We start from the raw sequence: 23,517 nt of genomic DNA, 5'->3' as shown, positions 1-23,517 counted from the left end.
CGCAGGACGAGGGTCAATCCTTGCCCTTCGTCTTCGACCGGAAGAGCTCGGCGATCGAGACCTCGCGCGGCCCGGGCCGGACGGTGAAGGCCTGCCCCGCCGCGATGGTGCCGGGCTGCCGCACCGCGAGGTAGAACCCGCACCAGCCGCTCTGGGTCATCATCTTCGCGGCCTTGTTGAAGCCCATGACCGCGTTGAACTTGAAGCAGGGATAACGCGGCTCGCTGATCGCGAGCTCGCAGTCGGGGAAGACCAGCACGTCGCCGATCCAGGCGTCGCCTTCGAGCAGGCCGGTGATCGACAGGTTCTCGCCCACCGCGCCCCAGGGCAGCGGCGCCTCCCAGCCCGCGACCTGCGCCTGGGCGCGCACCGTGCGCCAGAAGTCGTAATGCTCGGCGGGGTACGCGTAGACCGCCTTGGACAGGCCGCCGTGGACGCTGGGATCGGCTTGCTCATCGCCCTCCACGCCGAGGGGGCGCACCTCGCGCGCCTCGGCCACGGGCTGCTTGCGGATGCCGGTCATCACCGGCCGGCCGTCGATGAGCAGCGGTTCAGCGCGGGCCGTGTTCAGACTGATCAGTTGCATCCGGCGATTCTGCCGCAGGCGTGGTTTCGACCAGGCCGGGCTCGCGCTGGCGCAGCGCCTCGCGCAGGGCATCGAGCTCGCGCGCCTGATGGCGCTCGCGCCGCAGGTGCTCGAGCGCGAAGGACAGGTCGCCGGCCATCTCGTCCAGCAGTCCCATCACCTGGGGATCGAAGAAGTCCGGCTCACCCGCGAGCAGGCTGAGCGCGCCCACCACCTCGCCGCCGCGGCGCAGCGGAAAGGCCGCCATCGATTCGACGCCCGGCGGGATCAGCGGCGCCCCGGGCGCCGTCAGGCTCGGATCCTCGAGCGCGCGGTTGCTGACCTGATGTGTGCCCTCGAGGACGGCGCGGGTCGCCATCGAGCTCCGCGCGAACGGCGCATCGGCACGCCAGCGCTGCGGCGCGCCGGGCATCAGGCGGTCGGCGGGGCCGTGGTCGGCGACGCGCTCGAAATGATCGCCATCGACCAGCACCACCGCGGCGAAGCGCGCATGGCCGGTCTCGACGCAGATGCGGCACAGGTCCTCGAACAGGTGCTGCTCCGCGCGGGGATCGTGGAGCGCCTCGGCCTCGCGGCGCACGATGCGCTGGTTGGTCTGCGACAGCGCCTGGTAGAGCCGCTGCAGCCGTTGGCGCGACTCCTGGCCGGCGCGGCGCTCCTCGTCGTAGCGGGTCCAGACGGTGCAGACGACAACGCCGCACAGGCCCGCGGTGAGCAGCACCAGCAGCAGGCCGAGGTGGGCGGCGTCGGTGGCGCCTTGCCGGGCGCGTTCGGTGTCGACGCGCGCCTGGCTGAGCTGGAAGGCGATCAGCTCGTCGAGCATCCGCATCGTGGCCAGGCGGCGCTGGTTGAGCTCGCGCAGGGCTTCGGGGGTCGGCGGCAGGTTGGCGGTCAGCGCGGCCCAGAGCTGGTCCAGCTGCGGCTGGGTGCGGGCGATCAGGGCGGTCTCGGCCGGCGCCATGCGGGTGGCCAGGTAGCGGCGCCAGAGCGCGCGGGTGGCATCGGCCAGGCGACGGCCGGCGCTGTCCAGCTGCGCGGCGTCGGGCTGCTGCGCCTGCGCGATCAGCAGCGCGCCCAGGTGCTGTGCGCCGAGCGTGTGCTCGATCTCCCGCAGCAGGTCCACCGGCACGAGGCGGTCTTCATAGAGGGATTGCGCGATGCCGGCCAGCCGGCTCGACTGCCACCACCCCAGCAGCGCCGACGCGGCCACCAGCGCAAGCGCGAGGCCCAGGACCAGGTACAGGCGGGCGCGGAGGCTGAGGCCGGTGGGAGCGGACATGAGCGTCGGGAACCTCGCGGTGGACGCGCCGAGCATAGGGGCTTTCGACGTGCCGGCGCGGCCCCGGCGGGTCGGGACTTGCCCGAGCAGCGTGGGGGCACAACGCTGGCCTGTCACCGGCGGAGTGCCTCGCCGGGTGAGCTCAGGTCCCGCTTACGGGGGGCCTTCAGCGGGGCGCCGTGCTGGCCCGGACGGCGAGCACCACGCCGAGGCTGACCACCATCACGCCAAAGGCGGTCAGCGCGGTGGGCGACTCGCCCAGCAGGGGGATGGCCAGCAGCGTCGCGAGCACCGGCGCCAGCGCGCCCACCATCGCGCACTTCGCTGCGCCGAGCAGTCGGATCGACATGCCATACAGCAGCGTCGAGAACAGGCCGACGCCCACGCCCTGGACCGCGGCGAACATCAGCAGCTCGTTTACCGGCGCCGCCGCGAGTCGCGACTCCACCAGCCCCGAGCCGACCAGGGCGGCGAGCGCGACCACCGACGGGTAGGTCGCGACCATGACGCCGGACAGCGGGTCCAGCCCCGCCAGCCGCAGGCCATGGGTGTAGATCCCCCAAAGGAGGCTGGCGAGCAGCAGCACGCCCGCGCCGACCATGGCATGCGGCGATTGCGCGCCGAACCCCCACACCATGAGGGCCACGCCCACCAGGATGAGGGCCAGCCGCCGCATCCGCGCGGGGGAGACCGGCTCCCGCCACAGCAGCCAGCCGATCACCGCGAAGGACACCGGCGTGGTGCCGGCGATGAGCGCGCTGACATGCGCGGCCGAGGTGAACTTGCCGCCCAGCGAGGCGATCAGGAAGAAGGGAAGTCCCGCGCCGCAAGCCACCATGACCCAGCATTTCACCGGCAGCGCCCGGAGCGCGGCGAACCGCGAGGGCAGGAAGGGCGCCAGCGCGAGCGCCGGCACCAGGAAGCGGATCAGCGCCACGTCGGTGGGCGCGAGGCTGGAGCTGCCGATGGCGCGGATCGACAGCGAGAAGCTGGCCCAGATCACCAGCGTCAGGCCCATCGTCAGCCAGCCCACCCACGGGCGGGGCGGCGCGGCGATCGAAAGGGGGGAGGCGGAGATGGGCTGGAGGGACTTCATGGCGTTCTCGTCGGACCCGGGAATTCTCGATTCGCCGGTCCAGCGGAAGCGTTCAAAGTCACGCGTTATCGGGCTTGTGGTTGGCAGAAGCTGCTAATGTCCAGCACATGGACAGCAAGGACTACCAAATCATCGCCGCTCTCCAAGCCAACGGGCGAATGACCAACCAGGAGTTGTCGGAGCAGGTGAGCCTGACGCCGACCCCCTGCCTGCGCCGGCTGCGCATGCTGGAGGAGTCCGGGATGATCCGCGGCTACACGGCGGTCGTCGACGAGGAGGCCTTCGGCCTGCCGGTGACCGCCTTCGTCGGTGTGAAGCTGAAGGAGCACACCGCCGACGCCGTGCGCAAGTTCGAGCGCGCCATCCAGGCGGTCGACGCCGTGCTGGACTGCTACGTGATGACCGGTCAGGTGGATTACCTGCTGCGCGTCCTGACGCAGAGCCTGAAGGACTACGAGCGCTTCGTCCGGCAGGAGCTGCACGCCATCCCCGGGATCCAGTCCATCGACACGAGCTTCGCCTATGGGCGGGTGAAGCGCAGCGTGGTGTTTCCGAGCCTGGATTTGAAGACGAAGCGGATCACCCGCGGGCCTCGCACAGGGGAGTGAGCCACCGGATCGCAGCTGACCCCATTCCGCCTTTCATCTATGGTGCGGCTCAGTTGCATCAGGCGATCCTTCGCCACCACCCTCGAGCGGCTCGGGCCGGAAGGTGGCGAGGGATGGCTCGTGCAGGCCGGCGTCGGTGGGACGGGACGCCAGGTCGGCGTCCGCCATGCGCCGGGCGTCGACCTGCGCGCACCATTCCTTCGCCATCTGCCGACGGCTGCGCGGATAAGTGTCTTCCAGGAACTCGACCTTGGAGATCCGGTCCGCCCGGAACAACCGGAAGTCCTGCCGCAACTCGCACCAGCCGGCGATGAAGCGCTGGGACTGGACGAAGCCCAGCACGACCGGCCAGATGATGCGCTCGGTCCGGCTGCCGTCCTGGTCCATGTAAGCGATGCGCATCTTGCGCTGCTCGCGCATGGCCTGCCGCACTCTTGCCAGATCGAGCCCCGACTCGTCCTCGCGCTCGCGGGCGACGTACATGGAGTCGTCGTCCAGCACGCGCCGCGCGTCGGGCGGCAGCACGCCGCCGATCTTGGCCAGCGCGTTCTGGGCCGCGAGCGCGAGCGCATCGTCGGTCTGGCGGCTCACCCATTGCGCGCCGACCACCAGGGCCTGGATTTCCTCGGTGGTGAACGACATGGGCGGCAGCAGGAAGCCGGGACGGAGGATGTAGCCGATGCCGGCCTCGCCCTGGATGTCCGCGCCCATGGCCTGCAGGGTCGCGATGTCACGCCGGATCGTGCGCAGCGACACGCCGGTTTCCTGGGCGAGCGTCTGGCCTGACACCGTTCCGCGGTGCCGGCGCAAGACCTGCATGAGATCGAACAATCGGTGGCTGCGGGTCACGTCTACTCCATGGCAACGAGGCCCTTTCCGTTGAGCTTCTTGCCTGCCTCGAGGTCGGTGAGCAGGCGGATGGCGTCGCTCAAGGGCACGATCTGCGCGACGGGCAGGCGCAGTGTGCCCTCCCCGGCGGCCCGGGCCAGGCCATCGAGGACCTCGGACCGGGGCGAACAAACAATGGGCTTGAGCCGCCGGTTCAGGATTGCGCGCAGGAACTTGGCCGGGGTCGGGTCGATGTCGAGGAACACGCCGTTCTTGCGCAGCAGGCCCAGGCCTTCGGCCACCGTCATGGTGCCCGCCGTGTCGTAGACGACGTCGTAGCGCTCCTCGAGGTCGGCGATCCGGGTGGTGCGGTAGTCGTGGACCGCGATCACGCCCAGGGCGCGGGCGCGCTCCATGGCGTCCGCGCCACAGATGCCGGACACCGTCGCCCCCCATCGGCGTGCGAGCTGCACGGAGGCCTCGCCCACGGCGCCGGTGCAGCCGTTGATGAGGACGTGCATGCCGGGCTTCAGCCGGGCCTTGTCGACAAGGCCGTTCCAGGCCGTCACGCCCGGTGTGCCCAGGCACGCCGCCTCCTCGAATGTCACGTTGCGAGGCTTCTTTGCCAGGAAGGCGTCGCTCGTGATGACGGCTGGCGCGAGCGCGCCGCTTTCCTTGATGCGGGCGGAACCGAAGACGGCGTCGCCGCGCTTGAAGCGGGTGACGCCGGGCCCGACCGCGGTCACCACGCCGGAGAAGTCACTGCCCATGGCGCGCGGAAAGGCCTTTCCGGTCACCAGCTTCAAGTAGCCATTGCGGATCTTCCAGTCAACGGGGTTGATCGCTGCGAACTTCACGTCGACGGCGACTTCGCCCTTGGCGGGCGCAGCAAGCCGGAAGTCCGCGAGCCTCATGCCGCCCGGGCCGCCGTACTGGTCGTATTGGATGCGCTTCATTGCGGGCCGGTCCTTCGCGGCGACGCTTCGACAGGGGACTGATCGACCGCCTGGATGGCGGCTGGGACGGGATGCATGGTGGGCTCCGGTGGGTGAGGGGAAGCCCAATGTAGGAAAACATGGTGCCAGTTCCCGGCACCATCGGTCCCACCTCGGGCGGCCTCCCGCGCGAGCGCACCCGAGCATCAATCCATTCCAGAAACGCATAACCCCGCCGAGCACGCGAGTTACGGCGTGATTACATTGGAACCAGTGTTCGGCGAGGCACCAGCCATGGCGTGCGGCATTGGGTCAGCTCCGCGGTCTTCTCCTCTGTAGGCAGAGCGGGAAGCCACCGGATCGGAGCTGACCCAATTCCGCTTTTCATATCCTCAAATTGGGAATCGCCATGAACCGACCTGTAATGGAAGGCTTGCGCCTGAACGTGCCGGCTTACGTGAAACACCAGCGCCTGATCGCCTGGGTCGCCGAGATCGCCGCGCTCACCGAAGCCAAGGACGTCTACTGGTGCGACGGCAGCCAGGCCGAGTACGACCGCCTGTGCCAGCAGCTCGTCGACGCCGGCACCTTCCAGAAGCTGAACCCGGCCAAGCGCCCCGGCAGCTACCTCGCATGGAGCGACCCCAGCGACGTCGCCCGCGTCGAGGACCGCACCTTCATCTGCACGAAGAACAAGCTCGACGCCGGCCCGACCAACAACTGGATGGAACCGGCCGAGATGCGCGCGCTGCTGCAAACCGGCGACAAGGCGCTCTTCAAGGGCGCGATGCGCGGCCGCACGCTGTATGTCGTGCCGTTCTCGATGGGACCGATCGGCTCGCCGATCGCCCACATCGGCGTCGAACTGTCCGACAGCCCCTATGTCGCCGTGAACATGCGCATCATGACCCGCATGGGTCGCGCGGTCCTGGACACGCTGGGCGACAACGGCGAGTTCGTGCCCTGCGTCCACACCGTCGGCGCGCCGCTCGAACCAGGCCAGGCCGACGTCAAGTGGCCCTGCAACAAGACGAAGTACATCGTCCATTACCCCGAGACGCGCGAGATCTGGTCCTACGGCTCCGGCTACGGCGGCAACGCGCTGCTGGGCAAGAAGTGCTTCGCGCTGCGCATCGCCTCGACCATGGGCCGCGACCAGGGCTGGCTGGCCGAGCACATGCTGGTGCTGGGCGTCACCTCGCCGGAAGGCAAGAAGCATCACGTCGCGGCCGCCTTCCCGAGCGCCTGCGGCAAGACCAACTTCGCGATGCTGATCCCGCCGGCCGGCTTCGAGGGCTGGAAGGTCACCACCATCGGCGACGACATCGCCTGGATCAAGCCCGGCAGGGACGGCCGCCTGTACGCGATCAATCCGGAAGCCGGCTACTTCGGCGTCGCCCCGGGCACGAACTCGCTGACCAACCCGAACTGCATGGCCAGCCTGGACAAGGACGTCATCTTCACCAACGTCGCGCTGACCGACGATGGCGACGTCTGGTGGGAAGGCATGACCGACACGCCGCCCGCGCACCTGATCGACTGGCAAGGCAAGGACTGGACGCCCGCGATCGCCAAGGAAACCGGCGCCAAGGCCGCGCATCCGAACGCCCGCTTCACCGTCGCGGCAACCAACAATCCGGCGCTGGACGCCGAGTGGGACAACCCCGCCGGCGTGCCGATCGACGCCTTCATCTTCGGCGGGCGCCGCTCGACCACCGTGCCGCTGGTGACCCAGGCGCGCGACTGGACCGAAGGCGTCTACATGGCCGCCACCATGGGGTCGGAAACGACCGCCGCGGCCGCCGGCCAGCAGGGCGTCGTGCGCCGCGACCCGTTCGCGATGCTGCCCTTCATGGGCTACAACATGGCCGACTACTTCCAGCACTGGCTGACGCTGGGCGCCAAGCTCGCCCAGTCCGGCGCGAAGCTGCCGGCGATCTTCTGCGTCAACTGGTTCCGCAAGGGCGCCGACGGCAAGTTCGTCTGGCCCGGCTACGGCGAGAACATGCGCGTGCTGAAGTGGATGCTCGAACGCGTGGACGGCCAGGGCCAGGGCGTCGAACACGCCTTCGGCACCAGCCCGCGCTACGAGGACCTGAACTGGCAGGGCCTGGCCTTCACGCCGGAACAGTTCAAGACCGTCACCCAGATCTCGAACGAGGACTGGGCGACCGAGCTCAAGCTGCACGATGAGCTCTTCACCCAGCTGGCCCAGGGCCTGCCGGCCGAACTGCCGGCCACCAAGGCCAGGATCGAACAGCGCCTGGCCCAGGCCTGATCGACGGCGGGCCACCCGGCCCGCAGCCCCGCTGCCCCGCAAACGGGGTGGTGCCTTCATCGGCGCCGCAAAAGGCAAAGCCCGCTCGAAGCGGGCTTTTGTTTTGCTCGGCCTGGAGCGCCTTTCGAGGAGAGCCTGCGCTCACCTTACGAGGGTTCCTGGCTTCGCGACCGGGCCTGTACGGCGCCCGGTGGGGCGGCGTGTCAGCCGTTGCGACGGGCGTTGGCGGCGCGCAGTTCAGCGGCGAAGGAGGGCATGCTCTCTTCATACTGGGCGGCGAGGGCCAGCAGCTCGCGCTCGGCGCGGGCCATCTTGGCGGACTCGATGCGGGCCTTCACGTTGGTGATGGTGCGGGCCCAGACGCGGGCACCGATGGTGGCGAACGTGCCGCCGCGACGCACCGTGCGGCTCAGCGGCAGACCGAAGGTTTGGGTAGCGACGCTCATGGCGATTTCCTTTGATTGGCTGGGTTGTGCGGCTCTGTAGAACCGACGGAACGAACTATAGGGTTTCCCCTAGACATGACGCCAATGAAAGATGGGCATCGAATGTATAAACGCCGTGCATATCATTGCGCGGCCCGCGTTCCGACCGTGACCGGCATCACGGTGTGCACCGCCAAGCGCGAAGGAATGCGCAATTCGCGCCGCGAATCACCCGTTGGAGTGCCGTCGTTGGAGCGCGTCGCCGCACCGATGTGCGCGCGTTTCCCGTGAAGAAGTGCCTGCTTTGGAGGGCCCCCCGTGAGCTTCCGCAACCTGGATCTCAACCTGCTGAAGGTCTTCGACGCCGTGATGGCGGAGCGCTCGATGACCCGGGCCGCGGAGCGGCTGTCGATGACGCAGCCGGCGGTCAGCCATGCGCTCAAGCGCCTGCGCGAGGCGCTGGGCGAGGACCTGTTCGTGCGCCAGGCCTTCGGGATGAAGCCCACGTCCCGCGCCGAGGGCCTGTGGCCCGAGGTCCGGTCGGCCCTGACGCGGCTGCGGGTGGCGCTCGATCCGGGCGACTATCAGCCCGGCTCGGAGGAATACACCTTCCGGCTGGCGATGGCCGACGCCACCGCGGCGCTGATCCTGCCGCCGCTGATGCAGCAGCTGGAGCGGCTGCGCGCGCTGGCCAATGTCCATGTGCTGCCGCTGACGACCCGCGATCCCCGCTCGCTGCTGGAGCAGGGCGAGGCCGACTTCGCGCTGGGCTACTTCCCGACCGCCGTCGCCGCGCTCAAGGGGCAGGGCGACATGGCGGCCATCCGCCAGCAGCGGCTCTACGACTCGTACTACGTCTGCGTGATGCGGCGGGGCCATCCGCTGGCGGACCAGGAACTGACGCTGGACGCCTTCTGCCAGGCGCATCACCTGCTGGTGAGCTTCTCCGGCCGGCCTTACGGCTTCGTCGACGAAGCGCTGGCGGCGCTCAAGCGCAGCCGCCGGATCGCGCTGACGGTCAACCAGTTCTTCACCGCCGGACGGGTGGTCGCGCATTCCGATCTGCTGACGGTGCTCCCTCAATCCTTCATCACCGCCACCGGTTATCAGGACGCGCTGATCTACCGGCCGCTGCCGATGCAGCTCTCGCCGGTGCACGTGGACCTGCTCTGGCACCTGCGCAATGAAGACCGCAGCGCCCAGCGCTGGATGCGCGAACGGCTGATCGAATCGGTCGCGCCCGGCGACAATCGCGCCCCATGAGCATTGCCCACGACCTTTCCGACGCCGAGTTCGACGAACTCGACGACCTTCTCGCCGCCACGCCCGCGCCGCTCGAGCCGCTCGATGCCTCGATGCTGGACGGCTACCTGGCCGGCGTGCTGGTGCAGCCGCGCCTGATCCCGATCGAGGAGTGGCTGCCGCCGGTCTTCGACTACGAAGGCCGCCCGCTGCCTGACGACGTCGACCCCGCCTGGCTCGCCCGCATCCGCGCGCTGGTGGAGCGCCGCTTCGCCTCGCTGAACCACAGCATGCTGGAGCAGGGCTGGTTCTATCCGCTGGTGCTGGATCTGGACGCGGAGGACGCGACCGAAGGCGAGAGCGGCGAGGGGAGCGGTGAGGCCGAGGAGCAGGCGCAAGACGCCGTCGAGGCCGCCGCCGAGATCGCGGCCGCCGAAGGCATCGATCCCGACGCGGTGACACTGCCCGAGGACCCGATCACCCGCGCGCTGCTGCCGTGGGTCGGCGGCTTCGAATACGCCGCGGTGACCTTCCCCGACCTGCACGAGCAGGCCGACGACAACGTCAACGCGCTGCTCGCCCGCCTGTACCGCCACCTGCCGGCCGAGACGCCGGAGGAGCGGGAGGTCGTCGAGCTGCTGGATCGCGAGCATCCGCTCAAGAACATCGACGAGGCGATCGAGGATCTGATCCTGACCGTGGTCGACCTCCAGGAAGCGACCGAGTCGCAGCGGTATCACGTCGAGCAGGTCCGCCGCGACGCTCCCAAGCTGGGTCGCAATGATCCCTGCCACTGCGGCTCGGGCAAGAAGTTCAAGAACTGCCACGGCGCGGCTTGATCGCCTCGCCGGGGGCCGCGGTCGCTGATGCGCGCGGCGCTCAGGCGCCGCCGCTGAACTGGTCGGGGCTGAGCGCGCGCGACGCGGCATCGAGCCGCGCGACGTCGCCTCCCAGCAATCGCGTCGCTTCCCGGGCGGCGCCCAGGACCGCCTGGCAAGCCGCCAGCATCGTCGTCGGAGGCGACAGGCGGATGCGCGGTCCGGAGACCGCGATCGCCCCGTGTGCCCGTCCGTCGGCCGCCAGCACCGGTGCGGCGACCGAGGCGGTGTCCGGCTCGCGCTCGCCGTAGGAATCGGCCCAGGCCCGCGTCCGGATGGCTTCGAAGCCGGCGCTCCGGTCCTCCGAGAACGCGCACAGCACCTTGCCCGAGGCGCCCTGGCGCAAGGCGTACTGCTGGCCCACCGCCACCGCGGCGCGCACCGAGCGCGCCGGCTCCCAGCGGTAGAGCGCGATGCGGGCGTCGCCGTGCCGGACGTAGAAGGACGCCGTCTCGCCGGTCTCCGCGCTCAGCTGCTTGAGCAGCGGCTCCACCGCCGGCCCGACCTGGAACGAGCGCTGGTAGATCGTCGCCAGCCGCAGTGGCGCCGGGCCGATGGCGTACTGGCCGTCGGACAGCCGGCGCACGAAGCCGCCGTGTTCCAGCGCAGCCAGCAGCCGCAGCACCGTGCTCTTGTAGAGATCGGTCCGGCGCGCCAGTTCCGCCAGCGACAGGCTGTCGTCGTCCTGACCGAAGGCCCCCAGGAGAGCGAAGGCGCGGTCGAGCACCGCCACCCCGCTGGAGTCAACGTCCGCTGACGAGCCCCCTCCATCGGCGGGTTCCGGGGGGCGGGCGGGGGCGGTCTTGCGGTCAGCCATGGGTATTCCCTCGTAATTCCCTTGTCTCAGGCCCTGTTCAGGCGGATCAAGTCGTCCTAGAGTTCTATCAGACAAATCAACGTTCTGTCAGATAGAACTTTCACCAACGCATGCGGACACAACGCAGGCATGCGCGACGGAGCCCACCATGAGCCTTTCCCCGCTGCGCGGCGTCCGCGTCCTGGACCTGACGAACGTCCTCGCGGGCCCATTCGCCTGCCACCAACTGGCCCACCTGGGCGCCGATGTCATCAAGGTCGAGGCGCGCGAAACCGGCGACCTGGCCAGGCAACTCGGTGCCGACCCCGCGCTCAACGAGGCGCGGATGGGCGCGTCCTTCCTGGCCCAGAACCCGGGCAAGCGCTCGATCACCATCGACCTCAAGCGCCCGGCCGGCCAGGCGGTGTTCCGCAAGCTGGTAGCGACCGCCGACGTGGTCGTCGAGAACTTCCGTCCCGGCGTGATGCAGCGGCTGGGCGTCGGTTTCGAGGCGCTTCGCCTGATCCAGCCGCGGCTCGTCTACTGCGCGATCTCCGGTTTCGGCCAGGACGGCCCGCTGCGCGACCTGCCGGCCTACGACCAGATCATCCAGGGCATGTCCGGGATGATGAGCATCACCGGCGACGCGGCGACGGCGCCGCTGCGCGTCGGCCATCCGGTCGCCGACACGATCGGCGGCCTGACCGCCGCGATGGCGATCGCCGCGGCGCTGGCCGACCGCGACCGCGATGAGGCCGTCTTCATCGACGTCTCCATGCTCGAGGCCGCGATGGCGACGATGGGTTGGGCGGTATCGAACCTGCTGGTCGCGGGCCAGGAGCCGCGGCCGATGGGCAACGACAACGTGACGGCCAGCCCGTCCGGTGCCTTCCGCACCGGCGACGGGCTGCTGAACATCGCGGCCAACAAGCAGGAGCAGTTCGAGGCCGTCTGCGACGTGGCCGGCCATCCCGAGTGGAAGACCGATCCGCGCTTCGTCGATCGCCAGGCGCGGCTGCAGCATCGGGCCGAACTCAAGCAGCGGCTCGAGGCCGCATTGGCCGCCCGGCCGGCCAGCGAGTGGTGGCAGCGCCTCAACGCGGCCGGCGTGCCGGCGGGGCCGGTGCTGTCGGTGAAGGCGGCGCTCGAGCAGCCGCAGATCGCGCAGCGCGGCCTGGTCGAGCGCTTCGAGGACGTGCCCGGCGTCGGCCGCGACATCCACGTGCTGCGCACCGGCTTCAAGCTCAATGGCGAGGCGCCGTCGGTGGACCGGCCGCCGCCGCGGCTCGGCGAGCACACCGGCGCCATCCTGGAGGAACTCGGCTACGGCGCCGCCGAGCGGGCGGCATTGATCGAGGAGAAGGCGGTATGAGCGGGCAGGAATTTCCGGCGGCGGATGGCGACATGCCGGCGCCCGCAATGGACGACGTCGCGCATGGGGCCGTGACGCATGAGGCCGCGACGGGCACCGCGTCCGCTCGTGATCCGCGCGTGGCGGACTGGTGGCGGACGTCGATCATCGAGATGTCGCCCGGCGTGATCCGCTACCGCGGTCATGCGATCGAGAACCTGATCGGTCAGGTCAGCTTCGCGCAGATGATCTGGCTGATGACGCGCGGCGAGCTGCCCGGCGCGGAGCAGGCCCAGTTGCTGGACATGGCGCTGATGGCGGCGGTCGACCACGGGCCGCAGGCGCCGAGCATCGCGATCGCGCGCATGGCGGCCACCTGCGGCGTGGGCCTGAACAACGCGATGGCGTCGGCGATGAACGTACTGGGCGACGTGCATGGCGGCGCGGGCGAGCAATGCGTGGAGATGCTGCAGTCGATCGCGGCGCGGATGGACGACGGCGCGACGCTGGAGGCGGCCGTCGCCGCGGGCCTGGACGAGGCCATCGCGCTGCGGGGCAAGTTCGTCTCGGGCTTCGGCCACCGCTTCCACCCGGTGGATCCGCGGGCGCCGCGGCTGCTGGCGCTGGTGGACGAAGCCGCGCAGCTCGGCGTGGTGTCGGGCCGTTTCGCGTCGATCGGGCGCGCGGTCGAGGCTGAGCTGCAACGGCGCAAGGACGGCCGGCGCATCCCGATGAACATCGACGGCGCGACGGCGGTGATCTACGCCGAGCTCGGCTTCCCGGCGCCGCTGGCGCGCGGCCTGTTCTGCCTGTCGCGCTCGGTCGGCATCCTGGCCCACGCGTGGGAGCAGACGCAGCAGGGCGGCCGCAACAAGGGCCCGATGCCGCGCGACTACCTCTGGACCTACGACGGCCCGCCGCCCGTCAGACCTCGATGACGAGCTCGGGCCGGTAGTCCTCCTGCTCGCCCTTGCTCGCGTAACCCAGCGGGTTCGCGACGACCCGGCAGCGGTGCGGCAGCTCGCCGCGCGGGCCCGAGGGCGACTCGACGACATAGTCGTGGGCGCAGTGCAGGTGCCCGTGCAGCCACAGGTCGGCGAAGGGGAGCAGCTCGTCGAGCGAGTTGCAGAAACCCGCGGTGCCCGGCGTCAAGCCATAGCGGGGATCGGCGCTGCGCAGGCTCGGCGCGTAGTGCGTGACGGCCACCGTCTTGCCATCGAACGGGACGGCCAGCGCCGTGCGCAGCCAAGCTTGGCAGTCCAGCGCGAGTTCCCGCTGGCCCTCGGCCAGCAGGTGCTGACCGTCGACCAGCGTCGAGTAGCGGCGCAGGTAGAAATTCGCGGCGCGGAAGGCCTTCTCGCGCGCCGCCAGCTGTTTCGTCACGGTGGCTTCGCGCGCGGCCAGCGCGTCGAAGTCGGCCCACAGCGTGGTGCCGATGAAGCGCACGTCGCCGATGACGATCTGCTCGCGGTCCAGCCACTCGATGCCGAGGTCGGCACAGGTCTGGCGCAGCCGCGCTTGGGCGGTGGTGAACTCGAGGCCGTCGTACTCGTGGTTGCCCGGCACGTAGAGCACGCGCCGCCATGGCGCGTCCGCGCGCCGCGGCGAGAAGCGGCCCAGGCCGAAGTCGTCGGTCACCAGCCGCGAGCCCGCCTGGTACGAGCCGACGTCGCCCGCCAGCACCAGCAGATCGACATCGGGCGCGGCGACGGTCTGGAAGTCGGTCTGGCGCTCGAGGTGGAGGTCGGAAATCAGTTGCAGGCGCACGGCGGAGGGACGGTTGAGCGGATGGCGGAGGAAAGGTCCGGGAACGCGGCCCGGGCGGCTCGCGACCGGCCGGGAAGCCCGCATTGTCCAACGTCAATTCAGCCGCCGCCTGCGCCCAGGGTGCGGCTTTCCAGAGGGCGCTCTGTGCCACACTGCCCCGCGGCCGGTCGTCGGCCGACAGAGAGGGACACCGCCATGAAGATCCTGGTCGCCGTCGATGGCAGCACCTATTCCAAGCGCATGCTGGCTTATCTCTCCGCCCACGACGAATGGCTGGGCGGAGCCCACGACTACACGGTGGTGCACGTGGTGGCCGGCGTGCCGCCCCGCGCGGCCGCGGTGCTCGACAAGGCGGTGCTGGCCGATTACTACCAGGAAGAGGCGGAGAAGGTGCTCAAGCCGATCCGTGCCTTCATGGACAAGCGCGGCATCAAGGCCCAGTACGTCGTCAAGACCGGTCACGCGTCGGACGCGATCACCGCCGTGGCGGAGAAGGGCCGCTTCGACCTGCTGATGATGGGCTCGCACGGCCACACGGCGCTGGGCAAGCTGGTGCTGGGCTCGGTCGCCACCAAGGTGATGGCGCACAGCGACGTGCCGGTGCTGCTGATCCGCTGACACCGCCTGGCCCAACGAAAAAGGCGCCCGACGGGGCGCCTTGTCGATTCATCCGCGGCGGGCCGCCATCCAGGACAGCGGCGAGCTGACCGTCGCCGGCGGTACGGCTTCGGACTCCAGGCCGTAGTCGCTGCGCCGGAAGTCCTCGTACTCGCTGTCGTCGCCGAAGCTCGCTTCCATGCCGAACGCGGTCCCCATGTCGGCCGGTTCCGGCTCTCGCGCGGCACTGGGGCGACGGAAAAGGCTCAGGGCGGAGGTGATGCGCATGATGGACCTCGTCGAAAAGCACGGGGTGAGTCCGCCGCCCGGTGCCGATGCGGAGCGCCGCGCGGTGATCCCCAGTTTGCGCGCCTTCGTCTTCGGGAGAATCCCCAGATCGCGGGTGCTCCGGAATCGTGTTCACAAATACACACAGATTGGGGTGACCCCGCCACAGCTGAGGCGGAATAACCACGCACCCCACTTAGGTGTGATCCCCCCCTCAATCGGGGGTGACTATGCTCCGGGCCTTCCCTAATACCTCCGCCGCCTGGCCCCCCTCATGTCCCCGCTGATCCACAAGTCGATGACCTGGGCCATCGTCAGCAGCGTCGTGCTGACCTCGGCGTGGCTGGCGAGCTCCGTCCAGGACAAGCACGAGCGTGGCGGTTTCCGCCTGCACCTGGCCCAGCAAGGCGCCGCGCCGGCCTCGGCCGTCCCGGCCGCCCAGCTCCAGCCCCAGACCAAGATCCAGCTGGCCGCGGTCAAGCGCTGACGCGCTGCGTCAACGCATCGACCCGCCGACCTCAGGCCGGCATCAACGCCTCCCGCGCGCCCCGCGCCAAGGCCTCGCCAATCTGATCCAGCAAGGCCGGCGGTGTCCTTCCTTCAGGGGCCGCGCGCCGGGGCTCTCCCCCGACGGCCGTCTCGCCGCCCAGCTTCCACTGGTGCCAGTACAGGGCGACCGCCACCTGCACCTCCGGCCGCAGCGCCACCAACTCGCCGCTCGCGAGCAGCGGCCGCACCTGCAGCTCCGGCGCCACGCCCACCCCCCAGCCCATCCGCACCGCGTTCACGTAGCCCTCGCTGGACGGCACATAGCGCGCGTTCAGCCGCGCCGAGCGCAGGCCCATCGCCTGGCGGACCCACTGCTGCTGCGCGTCGTCCTTGCGGTTGAAGACCAGGAAGGGCACCTGCGCGAAGTTGGCCTCGCCCAGCCCATGGGGCAGCATGCGCGCGGCGAAATCCGGGCTGGCGATGGCGATGTAGCGCATCACGCCCAGCGGCTGCGCGATGCAGCCGCGCAGCGCCTGCGGCACGGTGGTGACGCAGCCCAGCACCTCGCCCTGCCGCAGCCAGTCGTGGGTGAAGTCCTGGTCGTCGACGACCAGCTCCAGCCCGAAGCCCTCCCGCAGGCCGCGCTGCACCAGCGGATCGAGCGCCGGTAGCACCCAGGTCGCGAGGCTGTCGGCGTTCACCGCGATCGGCAGGCGCTCCGCCTGGGCCGACTGCACGCCCAGTTCCCGCACCACGTCCGAGCGCAGCGCCGCCAACTGGCGGGCATAGCGCAGCAAGCGCTTGCCGGGCTCGGTCAGCCGCAGCGGCCGGGATCGCACGACCAGCAACTGGCCCACCTGCGCTTCGAGATTGCGCAGGCGCTGCGAGACGGCGCTCTGCGTGATCGCCAGCGTCTCCGCGGCGCGCTCGAAGCTGCGCTCGTCGGCCAGCGCGGCCAGGCAGTCCAGCCCCGCAGCGTCCAGATCCTTCATCGAGGCCTCCAATAGCTCTATTAGCGGTCCTAATGTATGCGCTGAGATATTAATCCCGCTTCATGGAATGACGGCGGCTCACCACAATCCGCTGCTCCACCCGCCCGCCCAAACACCCCCGATGTCGTCCCCCAGCGCAGCCCTGTTGCAAGGCTGGCTCACCGGAGCCGGCCTGATCGTCGCCATCGGCGCGCAGAACGCGCTGGTGCTGCGCCAGGGCCTGATGCGCCAGCACGTGGCGCCGGTGGTCCTGGTGTGCGCGCTGTCGGACATGCTGCTGATCTGGCTGGGCGTGTTCGGGCTGGGCCGGCTGATCGCCGCGAGCCCGCTGCTGATGGAGGTCTTCCGCTGGGGCGGCGCGGCCTTCCTGCTGGCTTACGGCCTCAAGGCCGCGCTGCGCGCGATGTCGCCGCAGGCCGGCCTGCAGGCGCAGGCGGGCAGTGGCTCGCTGGGCGCGGTACTGGGCAGCACGCTGGCGATGACCTACCTGAATCCCCACGTCTACCTGGACACCGTGGTGCTGCTGGGCACCGTTGGCGCGCAGCAGCCGGCCGGCATGCAGCTGCCCTTCGCGGCCGGCGCCTCGGTGGCGTCGTGGATGTGGTTCTCGCTGCTGGGCTTCGGCGCGGCGGCGGTGGCGGTGCCGTTGCGCCGCCCGGCGGTCTGGCGCAGCATCGATGCCTTGATCGCCCTCGTGATGGCCATCCTGGGACTGCAGCTGATCCTGCGCCCGCTGGCCTGAAGCCCGCCCCACGCTGCATCGAAGCGGAACCACAAGTTCACCTGGAGCTCTCCCATGAAGGTCATCGTCCTCGGCGCCGGCATCATCGGCATCCACACCGCCTGGTACCTGCTGGACCAGGGTCACGATGTCGTCGTCGTCGACCGCCAGCCCGATGCGGCGCTGGAAACCAGCTTCGCCAACGGCGCGCAGATCTCGGTCTGCTTCTGCGAGCCCTGGGCCAATGCCGGCGCGCCGTTCAAGGTCGCCAAGTGGTTGCTGAAGGACGATGCCCCGCTGCTGTTCCGCCCGCGGCTGGATCCGGCGCAATGGCGCTGGGGCCTGTCCTTCCTGGGCCAGTGCACGACGGCCGCGTTCGAGCGCAACGTCGAGCAGCTGGTGCGCCTGGGCCGCTACAGCCACGAATCGCTGCAGGCGCTCGTCGCCGAGACCGGCATCCAGTACAACCGCCTGCAGAAGGGCATCCTGCACTTCTTCGGCAGCGAGGCCGACTTCGAGGCCGGCGCGCAGGGCGCCGAGATCATGCGCCGTCACGGCGTCGACCGCCGGGTGCTGAGCCGCGACGAGGTCCTGGCGATCGAGCCGGCGCTGCGCTCGGCCCAGCAGGCGGTCTTCGGCGGCACCTACACGCCCAGCGACGAATCCGGCGACGCGCGCGTCTTCACCCAGGCGCTGGCCAGGCTGGCCGAACGCCGCGGCGCGCAGTTCCTGTGGAACCACGACATCGTGACGCTGCAGCCGCAGGGCGACGAAGTCGCCGGCGTGCAGGTCCAGTCCCGCGAGACCGGCCAGACGCAATGGCTCAAGGGCGATGCCTACGTCGTGGCGCTGGCCTCCTACGCGCCCGGCCTGACCAAGCCGCTGGGCGAGCACCTCAACATCTATCCGGCCAAGGGCTACTCGGCCACGCTGCGGCTGAAGCGGCCGGAGCAGGCCAGCAGCGTCAGCCTGCTGGACGACGCGCGCAAGATCGCGATCTCGCGCCTGGGCGACTTCGTCCGCATCGCCGGCACCGCCGAGCTGGTGGGCCTGGACACCAGCCTGGACAGCCCGACCTCCAAGGTGCGCTGCGAGTCGCTGGTGCGCCGCTACGAGGAGCTGTTCCCCGGCGTCGCCGACCTGTCCGAGCCGAACTACTGGACCGGCCTGCGGCCCAGCACGCCGACCAACGTGCCCTACATCGGGCGCAGCCAGAAGGCCTCGAACCTGTGGATCAACGCCGGCCACGGCACGCTGGGATGGACGCACGGCGCGGGCTCCGGCCGCGCGCTGGCCGAGCTGATGAGCGGCAAGCGTCCGGACCTGGACTTCGGTTTCTACGGCGACGCGCTGCCGGCGCGCGCGGTGCGCAGCCTCCAGGCCGCCTGAGCGCCGGCCCGCCCGACTGGCGGAGCCCCTGCCGGCGTCATCGGCACGCCGGGACCCCGAAAAAAGGGCGCGGCTAGAATCCGCGCCCTTTTCGCATTTCCGACCGCCGCGCCATGTCCTCCCCGTCCACCGACCTGCCGCGCGACTTCTGCGCCATCGACTTCGGCACCTCCAACTCGGCCGTCGCCGTGCCCGACGCCGCGCGCCCCGGCGCGATGCGCCTGGTGCCGCTGGAGGACGACAAGGTCACGATGCCGACCGCGGTCTTCTATTACGCCGAGGGCCGCCACGATGCCGACGGCCCGCCGCGCGCCTTCGGCCGCGCGGCGATGGCCGCGTATGAGGAAGGCGTCGACGGGCGCCTGATGCGCTCGATGAAGAGCATCCTCGGCTCCAGCCTGATCGACCAGGTCACCGATGTCGGCGGCGGACGGGGCGTGAAGTACGCCGACATGCTCGCCGGCTACCTGAAGCGTCTGCGCCGGCAGGCGGCGCGGGGCGGGCACGAGCCGCGCCGCGTGGTGCTGGGCCGCCCGGTCTACTTCGTCGACGGCGAGCCCGAGCGCGATGCGGCCGCGCAGGCCTCGCTGGCCGCGGCGGCGCGGGCGGTGGGCTTCGAGGACGTGCACTTCCAGTTCGAGCCGATCGCCGCGGCCTTCGACTTCGAGCAGCAGGCCGATCGCGAGCAGCTGGTCCTGGTGGCCGACATCGGCGGCGGCACCTCCGACTTCTCGCTGGTGCGCGTCGGGCCGGAGCGCATCCGGCGACTGGACCGCCGCGACGACATCCTCGCCAACCACGGCGTCCACATCGCCGGCACCGACTTCGACCGCCACATCGAGCTGACCGGCATCCTGCGCGAATTCGGCTATCGCGCCCTCGGTCCCGCCAAGCCGGGCCAGACGCCGCGCGAGGTGCCCAGCGGCGTCTACTTCGACCTGGCGACCTGGCACCTGATCAACACCTGCTACAGCCCGCAGCGAGTGATCGAACTGCGCAACATGAAGGGCTTCTACGGCGACCCGCGCCATCACCAGCGCCTGATGACGGTGCTGGAGGAGCGCCTGGGCCATGAGCTCGCCCATCGGGCCGAGGAGGCCAAGATCGAGGTCGCGGCCGGCGGCGACTGCACGATCGACCTGGGGCTGATCGAATCGGGCCTGTCCGTCGCCTTGTCCGAGGCGGCCGCGATGGGCGCGCTGCGCGACGACATCGAGCGCATCGCGCAGGCGGGCCGCGAGACCGTCGAGCGGGCGGGGCTCCAGCCCTCGGACGTCGATGCGCTGTACTTCACCGGCGGCTCGACCGGCCTGACGGTGCTGGCCGACCGCATCGCCGCCGATTTCCCCGCGGCGCGGCCCGTGCGCGGCGACCGCTTCGCCTCCGTCGCCACCGGACTCGGGCTGCACGCCGCGCGTCTGTTCGCTGCGTGATCCGGACGTGAGCGAGCGGGCCTGAAACCTCGGGATCACCCCGAGCGACACGCCCCGTCAGCGGCGGAGGGCGCTGCTAGATTGCCGCCTTCCTTTGCTTCACGGTGTCGATCCATGCCCCAAGCGCGCGTCCCGTCGCTGATCCCGCTCACCCTGTCCCTGGCCGCCGCGTTCGGCGGGTTTGCCGCGAGCGCCGCCCGCGCCGCGCCGGCGGACGAGCCGGCCGCCACCTCGGCGCTGACCTCGGCCGCGACGCTCGCGCAGATCTACCAGCAGCCCTCGCCGGCGATCCGCGCGGTGCTCGATGCGAAGGCGCTGCCGAGCTACCTGGTCTCCCCCGACCAGCGCACGCTGGCCATCGTGGTGCCGCGCAAGCTGCGCACCGTCGCCGAACTGGCCCGGCCGGTGCTGCGCCACGCCGGCCTGCGCTACGACCCGGCGACCGACAGCCCGCAGCTGATCACCGCGATCGAGTCGCTGTCGCTACGCCCGCTGCAAGGCGGTGCCGAGGGCACCGAGCGCCCCGTCGCGCTGCCGGCCGGCGGCGCCTTCCATCAGCTGCGCTTCTCGCCGGACGGCAAGCGCTTCCTGCTGAACCGCCGCACCGACACCGCGGTCGAGCTGTGGGTGGGCGAGGTCGCGACCGGCAAGCTCAAGGCGGTGCCCCGGCTCAAGCTGCACACGATGCTGGAGAACGACGTCGTGTGGCTCAACGACCATGAGCTGGTCACGCTGACGGTGCCCGCCAAGCGCGGGCCGGCGCCGGTGTTCAACGCGCCGTCGGGGCCGTCGATCCAGGAATCCATCGGCCGCAACTCGCCGGAGCGCACGCAGCAGGACCTGCTGGGCAACGCGCAGGAGGCGGCCGTCTTCGCGCATCACGCGAGCTCGCAGCTGGCGCGCGTCGACCTGAACACTGGCGCGGTGCGGCCGATCGGCGAGCCGGGCCTGTTCAGCCACTTGGAGGCGCTCGGTACGCCGGGCCAGCTGCTGACGATGCGGCTGCTGGAGCCGTTCAGCTACCAGGTCGGCTGGGACGACTTCGCGGCCCAGGCCGAGGTGCGCGGTGTCGACGGCAAGGTCGTGCCCGTCGGCCGCACACGGCTGAAGGAAGGCGTGCCGGTCGAGGGCGTCATCACCGGGCCGCGTCACTTCTTCGCCTCGCCGGGCGCGGACGGCGCCGTCTACTGGGTCGAGGCGCTCGACGGCGGCGACACCCGCGTGCCCGCGCCGCACCGCGACCGCCTGATGCGGCTGGACGCGCCCTACACCGGCGAGGCCCGCGAGGTGCACCGCGTCGCGCAGCGGCTGAGCCGGCTCGATTTCCTCGAGGGCGGCCGGCAGGCGCTGGTGCAGGACTTCGACCTGGCGAAGATGCGCACCTCGACTGAGCTGGTCACGATGGACGGCGGCGCGGCCGCGCAGCGGCTGATCGAGCGCTCGGTGCGCGACCGCTATCGCGATCCCGGTACGCCGCTGCAGCGGATGTTGCCCACCGGCCGCGCGGTCGTGCGGGTCGACGAGGGCGCGCTCTGGTACTTCGGCACCGGCGCCAGCCCCGAGGGCGACAAGCCCTTCATCGACCGCCTGGGGCTCGCCGACAACAAGAAGTCGCGGGTGTTCCAGTCCGGCGCGCCGGTCAACGGCGGCGACGCCGCCCACCATGAGCGTCCGCTGGCGGTGCTCGATGGCGAGGGCCGCCGCGTGCTGACGGTGCGCGAGAGCGTCAGCGAACCCGGCAACGTGGTGCTGCGCAGCGGTCCGTCACTGGCCGAGCTGACGCCGCTGACGGACGTCAAGGACCCTGCGCCGCAGCTGCGCGAGATCCAGCGCGAGTTCGTGCGCTTCAAGCGCGAGGACGGCGTGGCGCTGTCGTTCTGGCTGTACAAGCCGCCCGGCTACCAGCCCGGCGAGCGCCGGCCGACCGTCGTCTGGGCCTATCCGCTGGAGTACACCGACGCCTCGACCGCGGGCCAGGTCAGCGGCTCCAGCAACCGCTTCAACGTCTTCCCGGGCACCAGCCCGCTGATGCTGCTGCTGGACGGCTACGTCGTGCTGATGGACGCGACGATGCCGGTGGTGGGCGATCCCAAGACGGTGAACGACAGCTTCATCGCGCAGATCACCGCCAACGCGCAGGCCATCATCGACAAGGCGGTGGACCTGGGCGTCAGCGACCGCGACCACATGGTGGTGGGCGGCCACAGCTATGGCGCCTTCATGACGGCCAACCTGCTGGCGCACACGCGGTTGTTCAAGGCGGGCATCGCGCGCAGCGGCGCCTACAACCGCAGCCTCACGCCCTTCGGTTTCCAGAGCGAGCGCCGGACCTACTGGGAGGCGCAGGAGGTCTACCAGAAGCTCTCGCCGTTCAACTACGCCGACCGGCTCAAGGAGCCGCTGCTGCTGATCCACGGCGAGCTGGACAACAACCCCGGCACCTTCCCGATGCAGAGCGCGCGGCTGTACCAGGCGCTCGCGGGCACCGGCGGCTCGGTGCGCTACGTCACGCTGCCCTTCGAGTCGCACGGCTACTCGGCGCGCGAGTCGGTGGGGCACACGCTGTGGGAGATGAGCGAGTGGATGAAGCGCCAGGTGGGGCCCGGCGCGCCGATTGCGTCCATCGCACCGAGCGCGACGCCGTCCGCCGCGGAGGACGCCGAGCCCAAGCCGCCCGCCGCGCGCTGAGCCTCAGCGGGGCCGGCGGGGCGGCGGTCCGCCGCGGCGCGGACCGGCGGGGCCGCCTGGGCCCCTCGGTCCGCCGGGACCGCCCGACCGCTGCGGCTTCGGCGCGGGGCGCGGCCGCGAGATGTCCGCCAGCAGCAGGCTGGCGCGCACCAGGCTCTCGACGGCCTCGTCCAGTTCCTCGGGCGGCTCCAGGCTCTCGATCTCCTCGAGCAGCGCGTCCGCGTCCTCGAGGTCCTCGGGATCCAGATGCATGTAGAGCTGGGCGAGCGGCTCGTTGAGCTCGGACTCGTCCAGGTTCATCAGCGCCGGGAACAGGTCGGCGGCCAGCGCGAAACCGGCGACCCAGGGCAGCACGGTCTCCGACGGGGACGCGTCCTCGTCGAGCTCGAAGACCCAGGGGTCGAACCACTGCCGATCGGCGATGGCCTGCTTGAGCTGATGCTCGCGGCGCTGGACCAGCTGCAGCAGCGGCTGGGCGTCGTAGCGCGCCGGGGCGGGCCGGCCCTCCTCGGCGTCGAGCACCCAGCGCCACCAGTCGGACAGCGGCACCGGCTTGGGCTGCAGGATCAGCGCGACCAGGAAGCCGTCGAGCATCGAGGCATCGAGCGGCTCCAGCGGCGCCGGGACTTCGTCGAGCAGCGACTGCAGCTCGTCGAGGTCGTCGTCGCTCCAGGGCTCCGGCGGCGCGCTGGGCGCGTCGATCGCGGGGCGGTGAGGCTGCGGACGCGGCCCGTGCGACGGCGTGCCGGCCCTGGCGGGCGAGCCCGAGGTCTTGCTTGCAGGCGGCCGGGGCGCGGACTTCTTGGGAGGCTTGGGCGCGGTCATGGGGCGGGATTATCCGGCGCGCGTGT

The 23,517-nt window shown here is 70.6% G+C and carries 23 protein-coding genes; 12 read left to right on the top strand and 11 right to left on the bottom strand.

Features of this window, described 5'->3' with window-relative positions; translation table 11 throughout:
* Positions 1–13: 13 nt before the first annotated feature.
* The 3 genes from FHT38_RS22130 to FHT38_RS22120 all read right to left on the bottom strand — a co-directional run bounded on the left by FHT38_RS22130 (position 14) and on the right by FHT38_RS22120 (position 2,961).
* The gene (locus tag FHT38_RS22130) at positions 14–586 is read right to left on the bottom strand and encodes an MOSC domain-containing protein (protein ID WP_091729337.1); all 573 of its coding nucleotides are present in this window, start codon (positions 584–586) and stop codon (positions 14–16) included.
* Entirely contained in the window at positions 552–1,865 is a 1,314-nt protein-coding gene (locus FHT38_RS22125; RefSeq protein ID WP_183493239.1) for a GAF domain-containing protein, read from the bottom strand. The genes FHT38_RS22130 and FHT38_RS22125 overlap by 35 nt, the downstream gene beginning before the upstream one ends.
* A gap of 166 nt (positions 1,866–2,031) precedes the next feature.
* The gene (locus tag FHT38_RS22120) at positions 2,032–2,961 is read right to left on the bottom strand and encodes a DMT family transporter (RefSeq protein ID WP_183493238.1); all 930 of its coding nucleotides are present in this window, start codon (positions 2,959–2,961) and stop codon (positions 2,032–2,034) included.
* Positions 2,962–3,068: 107 nt separating this feature from the next.
* On the opposite strand from FHT38_RS22120, the gene FHT38_RS22115 reads away from it, so the two are divergent.
* A complete protein-coding gene (locus FHT38_RS22115) occupies positions 3,069–3,569 on the top strand; it encodes an Lrp/AsnC family transcriptional regulator (RefSeq protein WP_183483519.1) in 501 nt (166 codons plus the stop codon).
* 33 nt (positions 3,570–3,602) lie between these two features.
* Here the strand turns inward: FHT38_RS22115 and FHT38_RS25495 are convergent, their stop codons facing one another.
* The gene (locus FHT38_RS25495) at positions 3,603–4,418 is read right to left on the bottom strand and encodes a YafY family protein (RefSeq protein WP_310737413.1); all 816 of its coding nucleotides are present in this window, start codon (positions 4,416–4,418) and stop codon (positions 3,603–3,605) included.
* A 2-nt stretch (positions 4,419–4,420) separates the two neighbouring features.
* On the bottom strand, positions 4,421–5,353 hold the full coding sequence (locus FHT38_RS25490) for an NAD(P)-dependent alcohol dehydrogenase (RefSeq protein ID WP_183493237.1): 933 nt from the start codon (positions 5,351–5,353) through the stop codon (positions 4,421–4,423).
* A gap of 388 nt (positions 5,354–5,741) precedes the next feature.
* On the opposite strand from FHT38_RS25490, the gene FHT38_RS22100 reads away from it, so the two are divergent.
* Entirely contained in the window at positions 5,742–7,610 is a 1,869-nt protein-coding gene (locus FHT38_RS22100) for a phosphoenolpyruvate carboxykinase (GTP) (protein WP_183493236.1), read from the top strand.
* A gap of 203 nt (positions 7,611–7,813) precedes the next feature.
* Here the strand turns inward: FHT38_RS22100 and FHT38_RS22095 are convergent, their stop codons facing one another.
* Positions 7,814–8,056 (bottom strand): hypothetical protein, encoded by a 243-nt coding sequence (locus FHT38_RS22095; protein ID WP_091729319.1) that lies wholly within the window; start codon positions 8,054–8,056, stop codon positions 7,814–7,816.
* Between the two features lie 297 nt (positions 8,057–8,353).
* Between FHT38_RS22095 and FHT38_RS22090 the strand changes: the two genes are divergently transcribed.
* Both FHT38_RS22090 and FHT38_RS25115 read left to right on the top strand, forming a co-directional pair.
* Positions 8,354–9,298: a LysR family transcriptional regulator gene (locus FHT38_RS22090; protein ID WP_091729316.1), complete on the top strand. Its 945-nt coding sequence runs from the start codon at positions 8,354–8,356 to the stop codon at positions 9,296–9,298.
* Positions 9,295–10,116: a UPF0149 family protein gene (locus tag FHT38_RS25115; protein ID WP_221213874.1), complete on the top strand. Its 822-nt coding sequence runs from the start codon at positions 9,295–9,297 to the stop codon at positions 10,114–10,116. Before FHT38_RS22090 ends, FHT38_RS25115 begins: the two co-directional genes overlap by 4 nt.
* A 40-nt stretch (positions 10,117–10,156) precedes the next feature.
* Here FHT38_RS25115 and FHT38_RS22080 read toward each other — a convergent pair whose 3' ends face one another.
* On the bottom strand, positions 10,157–10,972 hold the full coding sequence (locus tag FHT38_RS22080; protein WP_183493235.1) for an IclR family transcriptional regulator: 816 nt from the start codon (positions 10,970–10,972) through the stop codon (positions 10,157–10,159).
* 148 nt (positions 10,973–11,120) lie between these two features.
* Here FHT38_RS22080 and FHT38_RS22075 point away from each other — a divergent pair, with 148 nt between their 5' ends.
* Together FHT38_RS22075 and FHT38_RS22070 are read left to right on the top strand one after the other, a co-directional pair.
* A complete protein-coding gene (locus FHT38_RS22075) occupies positions 11,121–12,323 on the top strand; it encodes a CaiB/BaiF CoA-transferase family protein (protein ID WP_183483511.1) in 1,203 nt (400 codons plus the stop codon).
* Positions 12,324–12,475: 152 nt separating this feature from the next.
* A complete protein-coding gene (locus FHT38_RS22070; protein WP_404935748.1) occupies positions 12,476–13,240 on the top strand; it encodes a citryl-CoA lyase in 765 nt (254 codons plus the stop codon).
* Here the strand turns inward: FHT38_RS22070 and FHT38_RS22065 are convergent.
* Entirely contained in the window at positions 13,227–14,069 is an 843-nt protein-coding gene (locus FHT38_RS22065; RefSeq protein ID WP_183493234.1) for a metallophosphoesterase, read from the bottom strand. The genes FHT38_RS22070 and FHT38_RS22065 overlap by 14 nt on opposite strands.
* Before the next feature lie 195 nt (positions 14,070–14,264).
* On the opposite strand from FHT38_RS22065, the gene FHT38_RS22060 reads away from it, so the two are divergent.
* The gene (locus tag FHT38_RS22060; protein ID WP_091729294.1) at positions 14,265–14,687 is read left to right on the top strand and encodes a universal stress protein; all 423 of its coding nucleotides are present in this window, start codon (positions 14,265–14,267) and stop codon (positions 14,685–14,687) included.
* A 48-nt stretch (positions 14,688–14,735) separates the two neighbouring features.
* Here the strand turns inward: FHT38_RS22060 and FHT38_RS22055 are convergent, their stop codons facing one another.
* The gene (locus tag FHT38_RS22055; protein ID WP_183493233.1) at positions 14,736–14,954 is read right to left on the bottom strand and encodes a hypothetical protein; all 219 of its coding nucleotides are present in this window, start codon (positions 14,952–14,954) and stop codon (positions 14,736–14,738) included.
* Positions 14,955–15,228: 274 nt separating this feature from the next.
* On the opposite strand from FHT38_RS22055, the gene FHT38_RS22050 reads away from it, so the two are divergent.
* Complete coding sequence (locus FHT38_RS22050) at positions 15,229–15,441, top strand: hypothetical protein (RefSeq protein ID WP_091729289.1); 213 nt, start codon at positions 15,229–15,231, stop codon at positions 15,439–15,441.
* 31 nt (positions 15,442–15,472) lie between these two features.
* Here FHT38_RS22050 and FHT38_RS22045 read toward each other — a convergent pair whose 3' ends face one another.
* Positions 15,473–16,435 carry a LysR family transcriptional regulator ArgP gene (locus tag FHT38_RS22045; RefSeq protein ID WP_183493232.1) on the bottom strand — a complete coding sequence of 321 codons (963 nt, stop codon included), beginning with the start codon at positions 16,433–16,435 and terminating at the stop codon, positions 15,473–15,475.
* 121 nt (positions 16,436–16,556) lie between these two features.
* On the opposite strand from FHT38_RS22045, the gene FHT38_RS22040 reads away from it, so the two are divergent.
* The 4 genes from FHT38_RS22040 to FHT38_RS22025 all read left to right on the top strand — a co-directional run bounded on the left by FHT38_RS22040 (position 16,557) and on the right by FHT38_RS22025 (position 22,666).
* Entirely contained in the window at positions 16,557–17,177 is a 621-nt protein-coding gene (locus FHT38_RS22040) for a LysE/ArgO family amino acid transporter (protein ID WP_183493231.1), read from the top strand.
* Positions 17,178–17,231: 54 nt separating this feature from the next.
* Positions 17,232–18,545 carry a D-amino acid dehydrogenase gene (locus FHT38_RS22035; RefSeq protein WP_183493230.1) on the top strand — a complete coding sequence of 438 codons (1,314 nt, stop codon included), beginning with the start codon at positions 17,232–17,234 and terminating at the stop codon, positions 18,543–18,545.
* Positions 18,546–18,658: 113 nt separating this feature from the next.
* Entirely contained in the window at positions 18,659–19,978 is a 1,320-nt protein-coding gene (locus tag FHT38_RS22030; RefSeq protein WP_183493229.1) for an Hsp70 family protein, read from the top strand.
* A gap of 114 nt (positions 19,979–20,092) precedes the next feature.
* On the top strand, positions 20,093–22,666 hold the full coding sequence (locus tag FHT38_RS22025; protein WP_183493228.1) for a S9 family peptidase: 2,574 nt from the start codon (positions 20,093–20,095) through the stop codon (positions 22,664–22,666).
* 3 nt (positions 22,667–22,669) lie between these two features.
* Here the strand turns inward: FHT38_RS22025 and FHT38_RS22020 are convergent, their stop codons facing one another.
* Complete coding sequence (locus FHT38_RS22020) at positions 22,670–23,491, bottom strand: YecA family protein (protein ID WP_183483502.1); 822 nt, start codon at positions 23,489–23,491, stop codon at positions 22,670–22,672.
* Between the last annotated feature and the right edge of the window lie 26 nt (positions 23,492–23,517).

This window comes from Mitsuaria sp. BK041 (assembly GCF_014193085.1).
GTDB lineage: Bacteria > Pseudomonadota > Gammaproteobacteria > Burkholderiales > Burkholderiaceae_C > Roseateles.
The sequence above is the reverse complement of the archived record's forward strand: the minus strand, read 5'-3'. Positions and strand labels throughout refer to the sequence as shown.